A 14526-nucleotide genomic window follows, 5' to 3' on the forward strand; every position below is an offset into this window, starting at 1 on the left:
AGGACACTCTCCGCAAGGTAGCCTGTTCTTGGCTCTCTCCCTCCCATGCACTACGGCCGGGGTGGGCAGCGGAGCCAACGACGCGACCGCCGTTTGCCCACCCCGGCCGTAGTGCATGGGAGGGGAGAGCCGGTGAGGCTACCGTGCCCCAGGTGAGATGGTGGTGCTTTCCTGGCCTCCCTCGACTGCTCGCGAATGACAGCCGCTTCGTCCGAAGCCGCCGCGCCCCCTCGAAGGTGCTGACATGACCGCCAGGCTGGAGTCGTTCGTCCCCGCTGCCGCGCCGCAAGCCGTCGCGACGCCAGCGCCCCAGGCCCCGTCCGCCAACACGCTCGCCCAACGCGAGGCCCGTCGCGCCGCGCACGAGGCACTGCTCACCCGCTGGAAGGCCATCGTCGAGGCTGGCGGCGCCGAGGAATGGGCGCAGGCCCAGCTGGTCTCTCGCGGCCTCGCCGTGGGCGAGCTCGACTTCTCCAGCGCCTCGGAAAAGGAGAAGACGGCCTGGAAGGAGAAGAAGAAGGCCGAGGCGGCCGAGCGTCGCGCGCTGGGGCGCCAGGCCCACGAGGCCTGGAAGGCCACCCACGTGGGACACCTGGGCGCCGGGGTCCACTGGGAGGAGGAAGGCGGCTCCGACAAGTTCGACATCGCGCACCGTGAGGAGCGTGCTCGCGCGAACGGGCTTCCCGAGCTGGGCTCCGCGGAGGCGCTGGCCAAGGCGCTGGGGCTGAGCGTCTCCAAGCTGCGCTGGTTCGCGTTCCACCGCGAGGTGGACACCGGCTCGCACTACATCAGCTGGGGCATCCCCAAGCGCGACGGCGGGACGCGGACGATTACGTCCCCCAAGCCGGAGCTGAAGGAAGCGCAGCGCTGGGTGCTGTCCAACGTGGTGGAGCGACTGCCCGTGCACGGCGCGGCGCACGGCTTCATCGCGGGGCGCTCCATCCTCACCAACGCGCTCGCGCACCACAGCGCGGATGTCGTGGTGAAGGTGGACCTGAAGGACTTCTTCCCCTCCGTCACGTGGCGCCGGGTGAAGGGCCTGTTGCGCAAGGGCGGCCTGCCGGAGAACACGTCCACGCTGCTGGCGCTGATGTCCACGGAGGCCCCGCGCGAGGCGGTGCAGTTCCGCGGCAAGACGCTCTACGTGGCCAAGGGTCCGCGCTCGCTGCCGCAGGGTGCGCCTACGTCTCCGGGCATCACCAACGCCCTGTGCCTCAAGCTCGACAAGCGCCTGTCCGCGCTGTCGAAGAAGCTGGGCTTCGTCTACACGCGCTACGCGGACGACCTGACGTTCTCGTGGACGAAGACGAAGCAGCCCAAGGCGCGGCGCGCGCAGGGTGCGCCGGTGGCCGTGCTGCTCGCGCGCGTGAAGGACGTGGTGGAGTCCGAGGGCTTCCGCGTGCACCCGGAGAAGACGCGGGTGAGCCGCAAGGGCACGCGTCAGCAGGTGACGGGCTTGGTGGTGAACAGGGTCCGTGACGGCGTGGCCTCCGCCCGCGTGCCGCGCGATGTCGTGCGCCGGCTGCGCGCGGCCATCCACAACCGACAGAAGGGCAAGCCCGGCCGCGAGGGTGAGTCCCTCGAGCAGCTCAAGGGCATGGCCGCCTTCGTCTACATGACGGACGAGACCAAGGGCCGCGCCTTCCTGAAGAGCCTGGAGCAGCTCGAGGCCCGCGAGAAGGAAGCGGCGCCCAAGGCGCCCTGAAGTGCTGGGGTCGCGGGCTCGGCGGTAGGTGATTCACCTCCGGGCCCGTCGGCTCAAGGCGCGGGATTCGCCGCGCTCCCCTCCCCGCCTGCGAGCAGCGCCGCGTCGAAGAAGGCGCGCAGCCGGCGGGGATATTCCGTCGGCTCCACGGTGGCGAAGCCGCCATGCCCCGCGCCCTGGATGCGCCACGTCCGCGCGTACTCGCGCACGTGGGCGAACAGCTCATCCGCGAGTGGCTGACCGGACTCCTCCGTCCCCATCACGATGAACAGGGGCCTGGGCCGGATGTGGTCCACCGCGTCGATGGTGCGCACCTCTTCCAGCTGGATGCCGCGCCGCCAGAACGGCACCAGCGCGCCCGTCTGGGTGATGGCACCGAAGCGCCGGAAGTCATACGCGGCCGCGAGCCACAGCGTGTTGAACGGGGACAGCAGCACCACCGCGCGCACGTCCGTGTCCTTCGCGGCCACCTCCGCCACCGCGGCGGAGCCAATCGAGAACCCCAGCGCGCCCACCTTCCCCGGGTCCACGTCGGGCCGGGCCCGCACGAACTCCAGCGCGGCCCGCACATCCCGCCGCTCCAAATCCCCCCACGTGGACGTCTCGCCCTGACTTGCGCCATGCGCGCGCAGGTCGAACAGGAGCACGCCGTAGCCCGCGTCCCGCAGGATGCGCGCCTCCGGCAGCACGTCCGCGCGTGTCTGTGAAAGGCCGTGCGTCATCACCACCGCGGCGCGGTTCCTCGAGGGCACGTACCACCCGCGCAATTCCAGCCCGTCCGAGGTGAACAGGCGCACGTCCTGCGCATCCGCGAAGTCGGCGGGGCGCTCCGGCGCCACCCGGGGATAGTGGAAGTACGCCTCCGAGTGCCGCAGCGCCCGACCGAAGAGCGCCAGGGTCGCGAGCACCCCCAACGCCACCACCGCCGCCACGACTCGCCGCCACTTCATGCAACACCTTCCCCGGGCATCCCCCGGCTGCTCGCCCGAGCCCCACGCGAGTCACTCGCGACACAGGCGGGCGTCCAATGGTCAAGCTCGCGCGCGACAGCTTACACTGCGCCGAATCAACTCGCGGTGAGTCACGCCGCGCATCCCCTTTGCACTCGCCGGGTCGCTGTGAGCACGTCCAAGAAGACTTTCGATGCGGTGGTGGTGGGCTCCGGCGCGTGTGGTGGCTGGGCGGCCAAGCAGCTCACCGAGGCGGGGCTGAACGTCCTGGTGCTGGAGGCGGGGCGCAGCAACCAGGCGGACAAGCTGCTGTGGGTGATGCACCGGGTCCGCCAGAAGCTCTTCCGCTACCAGGCGGAGACGGACAGCGCGCGCAAGCAGCGCCAGTCGGTGCAGTCCACCACCTTCGCGTGGCCCTTCCATCCGCACGCCTTCGTGGATGACGTCGACAACCCGTACACCACGCCGAAGGACGCGCCCTTCACGTGGATTCGCGCGCGACAGGTGGGCGGACGCACCTCGGTGAAGGCGCACGGCCGGCAGTTCTACCGGCTGTCGGACTTCAACTTCAAAGCAGGCGGGCGCGACGGCCAGGGCCCGGACTGGCCGCTGACGCTGGCGGACCTGGCGCCGCACTACGAGACGGTGGAGCGGTGGATGGGCCTCCACGGCAACACGGACGGGCTGGACACGCTGCCCGACTCCATCTTCGCCGCGTCCATCGCGATGAACCCGGCCGAGCAGCGCCTGAAGGAGCGCGTGGAGCGCCGCTGGCCCGAGCGCCGCGTCGTCGTGCGCCGCACCGCGGGCGCCCCCGTCACCATCCCCGCCGCGCTCAAGACGGGCCGGCTCACCCTGCGCACGCACGCGGTGGTGGACCAGGTGCTGCACGACCCGAAGACGAACAAGGTCACGGGCGTGCGGTACATCGACTCGGACACCGGCAAGGCGCACGAGGCCCACGGCCGCGTGGTGATTCTGGCCGCGGGGACCATCGAGACGACGCGCCTCATGCTGCACTCGAAGAGCGCCGCGTTCCCGGAGGGCCTCGCCAACTCGTCGGGGCAACTGGGCCGCAACCTGATGGACCACACGTACCTGCTCGGCATCGAGGCGAAGATGAACCTGCCCGCCTCCGAGCAGCGCGCCGAGCAGAGCTGGGCGTACATCCCCCAGTTCCGCAACGTCACCTCCCCCGCGGACGGCTTCTCACGCGGCTATGGCGTGCAGGTGTTCACCTTCGGGGACTCGTGCCACTTCGTGCCCTTCGGGGAGATGGTGCCGCGCGAGCACAACCGCGTGACGCTGAGCCCCACCGTGAAGGACCGCTGGGGGATTCCCGCGGCGCACATCGAGTGCCGTCACTCGGACAACGAGCTGCGCATGTGCGCGGACGCCGTGGCCGCCTGCCAGGAGATGATGAAGGAGGCGGGCTTCACGGTGGAGAAGGTGAACGACACCCTCTCCACGCCGGGCATGGCCATCCACGAAGTGGGCACCGCGCGCATGGGGACCAGCCCGAGCACCTCGGTCCTCAACGCGTGGAACCAGAGCTGGGACGTGCCCAACCTCTTCGTGATGGACGGCTCGGCGTTCCCCTCGCAGGGACCGCAGAACCCCACGCTGACGATGATGGCCCTGGCCGTGCGAGCCAGCGCGCACCTGATCGGCGAGCTCAAGGCCGGCAGGCTCTGACGCGCACGGAGGACACGGCCACGCGTTGGAAGGTGGCCGTGTCTCCTCACGGGCCTCAGTCCTTGGGGCCCTGGCTCTCGGGCTTCTTCGGCTTCTCGCGCAGGCTGAGCCGCGAGCTCCACATCGCCGGTGTCATCACCACGATGAGAAGCGTCAGCAGCACCGTCCCAATCATCAGCTCCCAAATCATGTCCATGGCTTCGCTCTTCTGGATTCTTCAGACCGACTGACTGCCATGCCGGAGAGAGCGAACGACTCGCGCACCCGGCTCCTCAGGGACACTCCGAGGGCGGCACGACGTCCGTGGACACCACGGACGCGCGCAACCCGGGCACGAGGCGGCCATCGCGTGACTCCCGAGGGAGGACACGACGTCACCGCGCGCCGGAGCGCTCAGATGAGGAGCGTGCGGACGCGGAGGAAGACAGGGGGTCCCTGGGCGGGAGGCACCTGCCACCAGGAGAGTGAGCGCTGGGGCACCCACTCCGGCGGACGAGGAGACACCCAGGCGACCGGGAGCAGCACGGGGGGCGCCACGACGAAGGGCGCGCCACTGGAGCCACCCGCCTCGGTGGGCGCGGGCAAGTCCCAGTGCGGCTCCTCGCAGCAGTTCCAGCTCAGCGCCGGCCCGTCGGGCGAGGAGGAGGCCTTGTGGCCGCCTTCCTTCTCGTGCTCGTGGCAGCGGCACTTGGTGGCGCGGGTCGCGACCTGCTTCTCGCAGTAGTGCCCCAGGCCCGCGACGCCGCTGGCCAGGACCTGCCAGCCGACGAGCAACACGAGCGTGAGGATGCGGGACAGTCCGGACACGGTGCTCCGGGTATACGCCGCGCGTGGGTCCGCCGCAACGCGAGGACCCGGGGTGCGACGTTGCGCCCTCACAGGCCCCATTCGGGCAGCTCGTTTCAGTACAAGAGGCCCTTCTGCGGCTGCACGGGCTGGGGCAGCTCCGTCTCGCCCAGCATCTGCCGCAGGTTGATTTCGATGGTCCGGCTCAGGGCCGTCATCGGCGTGTCGCTGACGTCGTCCTCGAAGGGCGTCTCGATGTCGCGGCCCACCGCGTCCAGGCCGATGAAGAGGAACGCGATGATGGCGGTGACGATGGGCGTGAGCCAGCCCAGCTCCTCGACCACGCCGAGCGGCAGCAGGACAAGGTAGGCGCGCGTCATCACGAACAGGAGGATGTCGTACTGCCGGGGCAGCGGCGTGTTCTTGATGCGCTCGCAGGCGCCCAGCAGGTTCGTCATCTCGGACAGCGTGCGGTCCATCGTGACGTGGAGGAAGACGACCTTCTGCGGGTCCGACACCTGGCCGTAGATGCGCCGCAGGCGGGTGGCCATCCACAGGATGATGGCGGAGGGGACGTTCTGCTCCTCGCGCAGGGCCTCGATGACGGAGGGGCGGAAGAAGCGGACGATTTCGGGCAACGGGTCCTGGCGGCGCAGGTGACAGCGCAAGGCGTGCACGAAACCCATCTGCGCGTAGATGAGCTCACGAGAGTCCTCGGTGATGCTCTCCACCATCTTGGTGATGACACCCCGCTGCTCCTCGGGCGGGCTGTCGAGGACGGCGATGTTCTCCAGGGAGACCTTGGCGTCGGTGGGCATGCGCGCCTGACCGAACCTGTCGCGCACGGCACCGTCGCTCGCGCGGGCGCCCGATACGGCGGTCAGGGCGGCGGGACGGTCCACGGCGCTGCGCAAGAGGGGCGAGGGCACCGCCGCCAGCTCGAGTTCGGAGAGGGGCTGCTCATCCTGCGTGCTCCCGGGCCGCGGCAGCAGCGTGAGCACCTGTCGGGCGAAGGAGCGCGACCAGTTCACCACGCCCCCCCACAGCGTGCGCGCCTCCCACCAGCGGTCGTAGGCGGAGTTGTTGCGGAAGGCGAGCAGCACGCCGAGCGCCGCCGCGAGCACCGTGACGGGAAGCGCGGGCACCGCCATCCAGGACGCGTCGTACACGCGGTAGCCCACGATGATGGCGAACGCGAAGAGGACGTGCACGGTGACGGGGAGGCCCGTGTAACGCAGGATGATGCGCCAGGACAGGCTCCGACCGACAATCATCGCGAGAGGACTCCGAGGACGAGGTTGCGCCGCGCGGAGCGTGTAGTGACGACGCCCCGTGCCGACAACGGGCGCCGTCGGCCTGCCACCCGGATGTGTCACGCAGCGGCGCGGACCCCGGCCCCGAGTGTCCTCAAGCGAGCAGAGTCCGCCGTCAGCGCCGGGAGCCGCGAGCCCCCAGCACCGCGCCGCCGAGCAGCGCCACCGCGCACACCAGGGCGACGGGACCCAGCCAGTGTCCCCAGGCGAGCGCCAGCGTGGACAGGCCGGGCGACGCGGGCACCCGCATCACCTGGGTGCCCCGCTGTGCGTCGCCGATTTCGGAGAGCACCTCCCCCGTCGCATCGATGAGCGCGGACACGCCCGAGTTCGTCACGCGCACCTGCGGCCTGCGCGTCTCGATGCTGCGGAAGATGGCGTGCGTCAGGTGCATCCGGGGACCGGGCGTGCCGGTGAACCATGAATCATTGCTCAGCGTGAGCAGCAGGTCCGCGCCCTGGCGCACCTGCTCGGCGACGTAGGAGGGGAAGACGGTGTCGTAGCAGATGAGCGGCGCGACGTTCAGCACGCGTCCGTCCCGCCGACGCAGGGGCAGCGTCCGGGGCCCCGGGCCCGGCGTCCAGCGCCCCGTCCACGGCAGCCACTCGCGCAAGGTGGGCGAGTCGATGGACTCGGGCACCCACTCCGTCAACGGGAAGAGCTTCGACTTGCGATACACCGCGCGCTCGGGCGCACCGCCTTCACGAGACGCGGGCGCGAGGAACATGGCGGCGTTGAACTCGCGGCCGTCCTCCACGTCGTACGAGCCGAACACGAGCGGCACGTTCCGCGCGGCGACGTAGCCGGAGATCTCCGCGTCCAGCTCCGCGCCCGCCTCGCTCTTGGGCACACCGAAGGGCGTCGGGTACACCGTCTCCGGCCACACGAGCACATCGAGCGGCGCCTCACGCAGGAGCGCGTCCGACAGCGCGTAGTGCGTGTCGAGCACCCTGCGCACCACCTCGTACGCGCCCATCTCCGCCTTGAGCTTCTCGTAGTTCGTGATGTTCGCCTGCACCGCGCCCACCACGAGCGCCGGCGTCACGTCCGTCGCCGCGCGCACCTGGGCCAGCCGCAGGGCCCCATAGCCCGTGAGCCCCACGAGCAGCACCACCGCCGCGCCCAGGGGACGCAGCGCGCGCGCCACGCCTCGGGCGCGGAAGACCCGCACCGCGCCGAGCAGACACTCGTTGACCGCCAGGAGCGCGAGCGTGAGCCCCGCCGCGCCCGCCACATCGCCGAACTGTCGCAGTCGCTCCGAGTAGACGAAGCCCTGTCCCAGCGTGTCCGAGAACAGCTTGGGCGCGAGCCACTCGACGCCCACGTACACGAGCATGCTCGTCACGGCGGGCAGCCACGCGGCGCGCTCGCCCACGGCACGGCGGGCCAGGTGACGCGCGAGCGCGGTGAGCACGAGCTGGGGCTGGAACACGGGCGCCAGCAGCAGCATGGCGCCCCAGCACAGCCACAGGGGCGCGCCCGAATAGCCCTGGAGCGCGGCGGGGAACCACTGGAACACCGTGGCGCTGAACGTGACGCTGAGCCCCGCGCCGAGCGCCAGGGCCTCCTTCGACGAGCGCGCGCGGTCCACGGCCGCGAACCAGAACGTCAGGGCCACCCAGCCCAGCGCGGTCCACGGCGAGACGAGCGACGAGAACGCCCACAGCGCCACGGTGGTGAGCGCGACGGCGACCAGCGCGTCGGCCAGGTGTCTTCCGGGCGAGGGCTCCAGACGGCCGAGCTTCAAGGCGCGTCCTTGGACTCGTCGGACTTCGGCAGCTCCAGCATGCGCACGGGCATGCCCGGGGGCGCCAGCTCCTCGGGCACCACGCGGTTCTCCGGAATGGGGATGGGCTGGCCATTCGCGTCCACCGGCTTGTGGTCCGGATGGAACATGAGGATGGCCTCGACGCGCTCACCCTCGTCCGTGGACTGGTAGTGGCGCACGTAGCCGGGCGGCAGCTCGAAGTCCTCCGGCACGACGAGCCCGCGCTTGAGGGGCTTGGTGCCACGCTTGTACAGCTGCAGCCCCGTGGGCTGTTCCGAGGGCATGTCGGGCTCCGGCGCGGGCGGCGGCGCTTCTTCGAGGGGCGCGGCCATGGCGACAGGCACCTGGGGAACGGCTCGCGGCGCGGCGCGAGGCACCGGGGCGCGCGCCACCACGGGCGCGGGCTCGGCGACGGGGGCGGGGGCCTCGACGAAGGGCGGCGGGTCCTCGACCTCCACCGCCGAGGAGCTCCACCACAGGCTCACCGCGATGGTCAGCACGGTGAAGACGAGCGCGCCGCCCACCAGCCACTTCGCCACGCCACCTCCCGAGGAGGGGCGCGAGGCGGCCACGTGGGTGACACCGTCACGGTCGACACGGCGTTCAGGAGATGGTTGCTGCGGCCGCATGCTCGCCGGGAGACCTCCGCGCTGCGTATGCTACGGACAGCCTCTCGCCGAGGCAATGTGGCCACTTGCGGCCTCCCGGCGACCCCGCGCCCCTCGCACCATGAGCCTCTCCTCCGTCGACGCCCTCCCCTCCCCCACGCCCACCGCCGAGCCCGAGCGCTTCACGCTCCACGCCTGGACGACGGCGCAACGCGGCGTGGCCGTGACGGCGCGTCTGGTGATGATGACCTGCCTGCTGGTCTTCACCACCTGGCTGATGTCGGACATCCTCCAGGGCACGCAGACGCTCACCGCGCAGCCGCTCCTCCTCGGCCTCGCCTTCGGCTGTGGGCTCCCGGTGGTGCTCGTCGCGGGGATGCGCGCCCGGGCCCGCGCCACGCTCGAGATGGGCGCCACGGGCCTCACGCTCACGCTGCGAGACGGCGCGCGGCTGGAGGTTCCGCTCGAGGTCGTGGACGCGGTGCGCCCGTGGAGACTGCCGCTGCCGGGCCCGGGGCTCGTCGTGCGCATGAAGTCGGGACGCGCGCTGGGGCACGGCCTGGAGGTCGAGGACGCGCTGCCGCTGCTCGTCGCGCTCGGCCGCCGCGAGGGCTCGCTGGGCGAGGCCGCGTCGCATCCGCTGGTGCGCTATGGACGGGCGCGGCGGGAGCTGTGGAAGAAGCGCTGGTACCACCTGCTGCTCAAGCTGGTGGTGTTCCCGCTGGTGCCCGCGGGCATCTTCTTCCGGGCGCACCAGTACATCGCCTTCGGCGGTCCGTTCGGCGAGTACCAGATGTCGGGGCTCACCGCGTACCTGCGCTCGTTCGGTCGCTACTACGCGCCCATCGCGCTCAGCCTCCTGCTCATCGCCGTCTTCTGGCGCGCGGTGGCGGAAGGACTGTCGCTGGCGGCGGCGAAGTGGTTTCCCTCGTGGACGCGCGGCGTGCGCCGAGGGGTCGAGTGGTGCTGCCGCCTCGTGTACTACGGCGGCATCATGGCCTTCACCGCGCTGCGCTTCCTGTCGTGAGGGCCGGGCTGGAACGACGAGGGCCCCCGACGCTCGGACGAGCATCGGAGGCCCTGGGATGCAGCGGTTCACCCGCGAGGAGCGGGCGCTGACCTCACGGCGTCGCGGGGTTGAAGCGCGAGCCTTCCCAGCCCATGCGCTCGTGGCCGGTCTTGTTCCACTCGGGGTTCTTGCCGTTGACCACCTGGGTGTCGGTGAACTGGGGCGCGCCCGTGCCGGAGCCCGAGCCCGAGAAGATGCTCACGCTGATGGTGGTGCCGAAGTACGTCGGGTGGGTGTTGTCCGACTGGATGTAGTCGTAGCTGGTGCTGGAGTTGACGAAGTGGGTGTTCGCGTCGCGCAGCGTGGAGCGCAGGGCGCCGGTGATGCGGGCCACGTAGGCGGCCTCGGTCTCACCCGCGATGTAGCGGATGGCGGCCGAGTCCACCTGGCCGTCGCCGTTGCTGTCGTAGTCCGCGGCCATCATCTCCGCGAAGGAGTCCGCGCACTGGAAGCCGTACTTCGCCGCCAGGTTGCACGTGCGCCAGTTGCTGCGCGCCAGCAGGGGCAGGAACTTCACCTGCTTGTTCACCGTGGCGCCCGTGGACGCGTCACGGCAGGACGTCTGCACGTTGTCCGCGTCGAAGCCGGGGTAGTAGATGTTGGAGACAATCTTGACCTTGGCCGACGTCGCGTACTGGTTGATGGCCTGCATGGCCCGCTCCGTGTACGTGGTGCAGGCCGCCAGCGCCGCCTCCAGGCCGCTGTAGTCACAGGTGCCGGACTGACCCGAGAACGCGCTGCGCGCCTGCAGGTAGTCATTGCCGCACATCTCGAACATCACGGCGCGCGTGTTGGCCGTCTGCATGTACGAGCGCTCGGAGACAATCTTGTTGTTGTAGATGTCGTCCGCCTTCGCGCCGGACTTGGTGCGGCGGATGACCTCGATGTCCGCGTTCCACGTCTTGGCCAGGTACTCACCCTGCACCACGGGCGCCGCGCGGCGCGCGACGGCCGTCAGGCCACCGTTGTAGCCCGCATAGATGGAGTCGCCGTACGCCACGACGCGATACTTCGTCGTGGACGTGGACCGGTCGATGGTCCACGAGGTGTTCTGGTTGATGGTGCTCGCCAGGGCGCTACCACTCACCGCTGCGGTGGCCACGGCAACCGCGAAGGACAGCCCATTGCGACGGAAGAACATGCCCGCTCTCTTCTCTTCCCACGGGGGGATGTAGGGGGAACCCGAACCGTACACGCCGTCGATTCGCGAATCACCCGCAAACTGGAATAACGCGTTCAGTCAGAATTCGAGGAATGCGTGAAACTTTGTCCCACGAGGGCTTGGGGTGTCTGATTCCTGACGCGGCGCGACGTTTGACGCGGTGTTTCACGATGTTTCAATACAGCGGGAGAAGGCACAGGTGAGGTGGAAGACGGGAGCGAGGGTGTTGGGGCAGTGGTTGGCGCTGGGGGCGCTGGTGGGGGTGGTGTGCGGCGTGGCGTCGGCGGCGTTCCTGTGGCTCTTGGAGGAGGCGACGCGGCTTCGGGAGGCGAACGGGGGGCTGGTGTACGCGCTGCCGTTGGCGGGGTGGGTGTTGGGGGCGGTGTATGCGCGGTGGGGCGGGCCGGTGCGAGGGGGGAACAACCTGGTGTTGGAGACGGTGCACACGGGGGATGCGCAGGTGCCGTTGCGGATGGCGCCGATGGTGTTGGTGGGGACGGTGCTGACGCACCTGTTCGGCGGGAGCGCGGGGCGGGAGGGGACGGCGGTGCAGATGGGCGGGAGCCTGGCGGACTGGGTGGCGCACCGGTTCCGGGCGGGGGCGGACTTGCGGCGGGAGCTGTTGGCCGCGGGGATTGCGGGGGGATTCGGGTCGGTGTTTGGGACGCCGGTGGCGGGGGCGGTGTTCGGGTTGGAGGTCGTGGTGGTGGGGCGGCTCGGGTACGAGGCGCTGCTGCCGGCGCTGGTGGCGTCGGTGGTGGGGGATGTGGTGACGCGGGGGCTGGGGATTCAGCACACGGTGTATCCGGTGCCTGGGGCGTTGCCGCTGACTGTGGTTGTGATTGGGAAGTGGTTGGTGTTCGCGGTGGGGGTGGCGGCGGTGGCGGTGGTGTTCGTGGAGGGGTTGCACCGGTTGAAGGCGGTGATGGAGCGGCGGGTGCCGTGGTTGCCGTTGCGGATGGCGATGGGTGGGACGGCGGTGGTGATGTTGTGGCTGTGGGTGGGGACGGATGCGTATCTGGGGTTGGGGGTGCCGGGAATCGTTCGGGCGTTCGAGGACCCGGGGCTCCCTGTCTCCGCATTCGCGTGGAAGCTGGCGTTCACGGTGGTGACGCTGGGGACGGGGTTCCTGGGCGGGGAGGTGACGCCGCTGTTCTTCATCGGGGCGAGCCTGGGGAACGTGCTCGCGAGGATGCTGGGCTTGCCGGTGGACCTGGGGGCGGCCGTGGGCATGGCGGCGCTGTTCGCCGCGGCGGCGAATACGCCCCTGGCGCTGTCCATCATGGCCGTGGAGCTGGTGGGGGCAGGGGTGCTGCCCCATGTGATGATTGTGTCGACGGTGGCGTATGTGTTGACGGGCCACCGGGGGATTTACCCGGCGCAGCGGATTGGACGGCGGAAGGATGGGGGACCGGGGTTTGGACGGTGGGTTCCGCTGCGGGAGATGGAGAGCACGGTCCCCGGGCCTGTCACTGAGCGACCCGGGGACGGTGGGCCTGGGGGTCAGGGCTCCGGGTAGTGGAAGACGCGGCCGTCCTCACCGACGATCCAGATTTCTCCAGTCGGAGTGATGGCGAGGTCGTTGAGGGCCACGTTTGCTGTCGCCGACTGAATGTCGAGGGGCTTGGCCCAGCCGTATGGCGTCAATCGGTGGACCCTGGACCGAGAAGTGCCGTCTCCGCCAACGACGTAGCACTGCCCCGTCAATAGGGACTGAGTGTCATTGCGCATCACCACGCCGCTGAAGCGGCCTGCGACTCCAGCAGGCCCATCCACCTTGTTCCAGGCCGTCCCACCATCCCAGCGCCACACCGCCGCGTTGTCTCCCACTGCGCAGGCACTCGTATCGGACCCCATCCACACGGACCGGACGGTGCCACCAACGTTGTTGGGATTGGCCGTATGTTCGATGGGCGTAGACACGTTGCTTTGCGCGTCCACGTTATAGGAGAGGAATCTCTGGACATTCGACCCCGCTGGCTCTGCGCCGACCGCAAGCACGAAGTCAGGCGCCAGTGCATGCAAGCCATAGTAGGAAGAGTCGCTGTTGTTCAACGACGTGAATCGCTCCGCGACTGGAGCACCTGGCCGCCACCGGGTCAACCGACCCGAGGTGTCGCTCAAGTAGAGCGTCGTCACACCACCCTCCTCAAACCCCACCATCCCGGTGATGTTATCCGTACTCGTTGGCAACTGGCCGGGATCACAGCTAAAACTAGAGGCCCCGGTGTGAATTGCAAGCCAGCCCCCCTCGCCGCCCAGAAACACAACACCACCTGCATTCACCCAGGACGCCGTCCAGTTACGGTCGCCACAGTTATTGGGGTTCAGCGCAGCGCTTCCATCCGTCGGAGGAACCGTGGTGTCACCAAAGCTGAAGCCCTCGAACTTCTGGGCGCCGGGCCTATGCAATGCCAGTTTGCCCCCGCGCCCCGCAACCCAGACATGACCGCCCGTCCCCACTGACACCGTCTTCCAATCCTGGCTCGAGGATGTCACATGGTGGTCTGTCACATTCTTCAGCGTGCCACCACACACCTGCGCAGCGTTATCCACGACACCATCGCAGTTGTTATCAATCGCGTCGCACACCTCAGCAAGGCCTGTACGCGCAGCTGGGTCCAGGTCGTCGCAATCATCATCGTTGGGCACAGTCCCTGGGTCCGGCGGCTCCAGTCCACACTTTATGGTGGACTGCGTACCCCAGTCCCCCTGTCCATCACCATCCCGGTCTGGATAGTAGTAACGTCCAGCCGCTTGGCTACAAACGACGGCTGTGCCATCATTTGAACAAACCGTCACACCCTGGCACTCGGCGTTGCACGCCACGCCCCGAGGCGCAAAGCCGTTGTCGACGACGTCGTCACAATCGTTATCGATATTGTCACACACCTCCGGGTTGCCAGGAAATATCTTCTCCGCGTCCGGACCCGTATCCGTGCAGTCGAACAGTTGCCCCTCGACATGATGTTTGTACTTCGCACCGGGGGAGGTGCACGACGAGACGAAATCTGGCCCGCGCGGCACGCCGTCACCGTCTTCGTCCAGATACCATTTCTTGTCGAAACCCTCGTCGGAGACGCCGTTACAGTTGTTGTCCTTATCGTCGCAGAGTTCTACCTGAGCGGGACTCCGCCCACTGTCACGGTCGTCGCAGTCCGAACCGCCCTTCTCTCCACCTAGAATCGCAACATACCCATCACCATCCTCATCCGGAGCAATGAGCGTTACCTCAAGCGTCGCTTGCGACCCGTTTCCTGGTGAATGAACGAGTAATACCTTTTCATCCACGATCTTTCCCGTGCAGTTCTGCTCCCGCGCGCGAATGGTTACCTGCATTTGGGGGCTCCACCCCGTCCCTCGAAGGAGCATGACCTGCCGTGGCGATGTTCCGTTTGCCAGCTTCGTCCCTTCGATGGTCTCCGTCGTGTACCTTGATGGGGTCGCAGAATCCGCTGTCTGCAGCTCAA

Annotated in this window: 12 protein-coding genes; 4 read left to right on the plus strand and 8 right to left on the minus strand. The window is 69.0% G+C overall.

What is annotated here, in order from left to right:
* Positions 1 to 244: 244 nt before the first annotated feature.
* Positions 245 to 1705, plus strand: a complete 1461-nt coding sequence (locus K8640_RS25065) for a reverse transcriptase family protein (protein WP_223749369.1) — start codon at positions 245 to 247, stop codon at positions 1703 to 1705.
* A gap of 53 nt (positions 1706 to 1758) precedes the next feature.
* Here K8640_RS25065 and K8640_RS25070 read toward each other — a convergent pair whose 3' ends face one another.
* Positions 1759 to 2655: an alpha/beta hydrolase gene (locus K8640_RS25070; protein ID WP_223749370.1), complete on the minus strand. Its 897-nt coding sequence runs from the start codon at positions 2653 to 2655 to the stop codon at positions 1759 to 1761.
* A gap of 168 nt (positions 2656 to 2823) precedes the next feature.
* Between K8640_RS25070 and K8640_RS43225 the strand changes: the two genes are divergently transcribed.
* Positions 2824 to 4350: a GMC family oxidoreductase gene (locus tag K8640_RS43225; protein ID WP_223749371.1), complete on the plus strand. Its 1527-nt coding sequence runs from the start codon at positions 2824 to 2826 to the stop codon at positions 4348 to 4350.
* 55 nt (positions 4351 to 4405) lie between these two features.
* On the opposite strand, the gene K8640_RS25080 is transcribed toward K8640_RS43225, so the two are convergent.
* From K8640_RS25080 to K8640_RS25100, 5 genes are all read right to left on the minus strand, one after another.
* Positions 4406 to 4546 carry a hypothetical protein gene (locus K8640_RS25080; RefSeq protein ID WP_223749372.1) on the minus strand — a complete coding sequence of 47 codons (141 nt, stop codon included), beginning with the start codon at positions 4544 to 4546 and terminating at the stop codon, positions 4406 to 4408.
* A gap of 197 nt (positions 4547 to 4743) precedes the next feature.
* The gene (locus K8640_RS25085) at positions 4744 to 5157 is read right to left on the minus strand and encodes a hypothetical protein (RefSeq protein ID WP_143097513.1); all 414 of its coding nucleotides are present in this window, start codon (positions 5155 to 5157) and stop codon (positions 4744 to 4746) included.
* A 95-nt stretch (positions 5158 to 5252) separates the two neighbouring features.
* Entirely contained in the window at positions 5253 to 6410 is a 1158-nt protein-coding gene (locus K8640_RS25090; protein WP_223749373.1) for a bestrophin family protein, read from the minus strand.
* A gap of 154 nt (positions 6411 to 6564) precedes the next feature.
* The gene (gene lnt / locus K8640_RS25095; protein WP_223749374.1) at positions 6565 to 8196 is read right to left on the minus strand and encodes an apolipoprotein N-acyltransferase; all 1632 of its coding nucleotides are present in this window, start codon (positions 8194 to 8196) and stop codon (positions 6565 to 6567) included.
* Positions 8193 to 8756, minus strand: coding sequence for a hypothetical protein (locus K8640_RS25100; RefSeq protein ID WP_267698721.1), 564 nt, complete (start codon positions 8754 to 8756; stop codon positions 8193 to 8195). The genes lnt and K8640_RS25100 overlap by 4 nt, the downstream gene beginning before the upstream one ends.
* A gap of 190 nt (positions 8757 to 8946) precedes the next feature.
* Here K8640_RS25100 and K8640_RS25105 point away from each other — a divergent pair, with 190 nt between their 5' ends.
* On the plus strand, positions 8947 to 9852 hold the full coding sequence (locus tag K8640_RS25105) for a hypothetical protein (protein WP_223749376.1): 906 nt from the start codon (positions 8947 to 8949) through the stop codon (positions 9850 to 9852).
* A gap of 94 nt (positions 9853 to 9946) precedes the next feature.
* On the opposite strand, the gene K8640_RS25110 is transcribed toward K8640_RS25105, so the two are convergent.
* Positions 9947 to 11035, minus strand: coding sequence for an SGNH/GDSL hydrolase family protein (locus K8640_RS25110; RefSeq protein WP_223749377.1), 1089 nt, complete (start codon positions 11033 to 11035; stop codon positions 9947 to 9949).
* Positions 11036 to 11255: 220 nt separating this feature from the next.
* Here K8640_RS25110 and K8640_RS25115 point away from each other — a divergent pair, with 220 nt between their 5' ends.
* A complete protein-coding gene (locus K8640_RS25115; protein WP_223749378.1) occupies positions 11256 to 12575 on the plus strand; it encodes a chloride channel protein in 1320 nt (439 codons plus the stop codon).
* Here the strand turns inward: K8640_RS25115 and K8640_RS25120 are convergent.
* Positions 12560 to 14395 (minus strand): putative metal-binding motif-containing protein, encoded by a 1836-nt coding sequence (locus tag K8640_RS25120; RefSeq protein WP_223749379.1) that lies wholly within the window; start codon positions 14393 to 14395, stop codon positions 12560 to 12562. The genes K8640_RS25115 and K8640_RS25120 overlap by 16 nt on opposite strands.
* Positions 14396 to 14526 lie beyond the last annotated feature (131 nt).

This window comes from Myxococcus sp. XM-1-1-1, assembly GCF_020037095.1.
Taxonomy (GTDB): domain Bacteria; phylum Myxococcota; class Myxococcia; order Myxococcales; family Myxococcaceae; genus Myxococcus; species Myxococcus fulvus.

What these genes read in the sequence shown, in the direction of transcription:
- K8640_RS25065 (WP_223749369.1), top strand. Translation starts at nt 245, where the DNA reads ATGACCGCCAGGCTGGAGTCGTTCGTCCCCGCTGCCGCGCCGCAAGCC.
- K8640_RS25070 (WP_223749370.1), bottom strand. Translation starts at nt 2,655, where the DNA reads ATGAAGTGGCGGCGAGTCGTGGCGGCGGTGGTGGCGTTGGGGGTGCTC.
- K8640_RS25080 (WP_223749372.1), bottom strand. Translation starts at nt 4,546, where the DNA reads ATGGACATGATTTGGGAGCTGATGATTGGGACGGTGCTGCTGACGCTT.
- K8640_RS25090 (WP_223749373.1), bottom strand. Translation starts at nt 6,410, where the DNA reads ATGATTGTCGGTCGGAGCCTGTCCTGGCGCATCATCCTGCGTTACACG.
- K8640_RS25105 (WP_223749376.1), top strand. Translation starts at nt 8,947, where the DNA reads ATGAGCCTCTCCTCCGTCGACGCCCTCCCCTCCCCCACGCCCACCGCC.
- K8640_RS25110 (WP_223749377.1), bottom strand. Translation starts at nt 11,035, where the DNA reads ATGTTCTTCCGTCGCAATGGGCTGTCCTTCGCGGTTGCCGTGGCCACC.
- K8640_RS25120 (WP_223749379.1), bottom strand. Translation starts at nt 14,395, where the DNA reads ATGCAGGTAACCATTCGCGCGCGGGAGCAGAACTGCACGGGAAAGATC.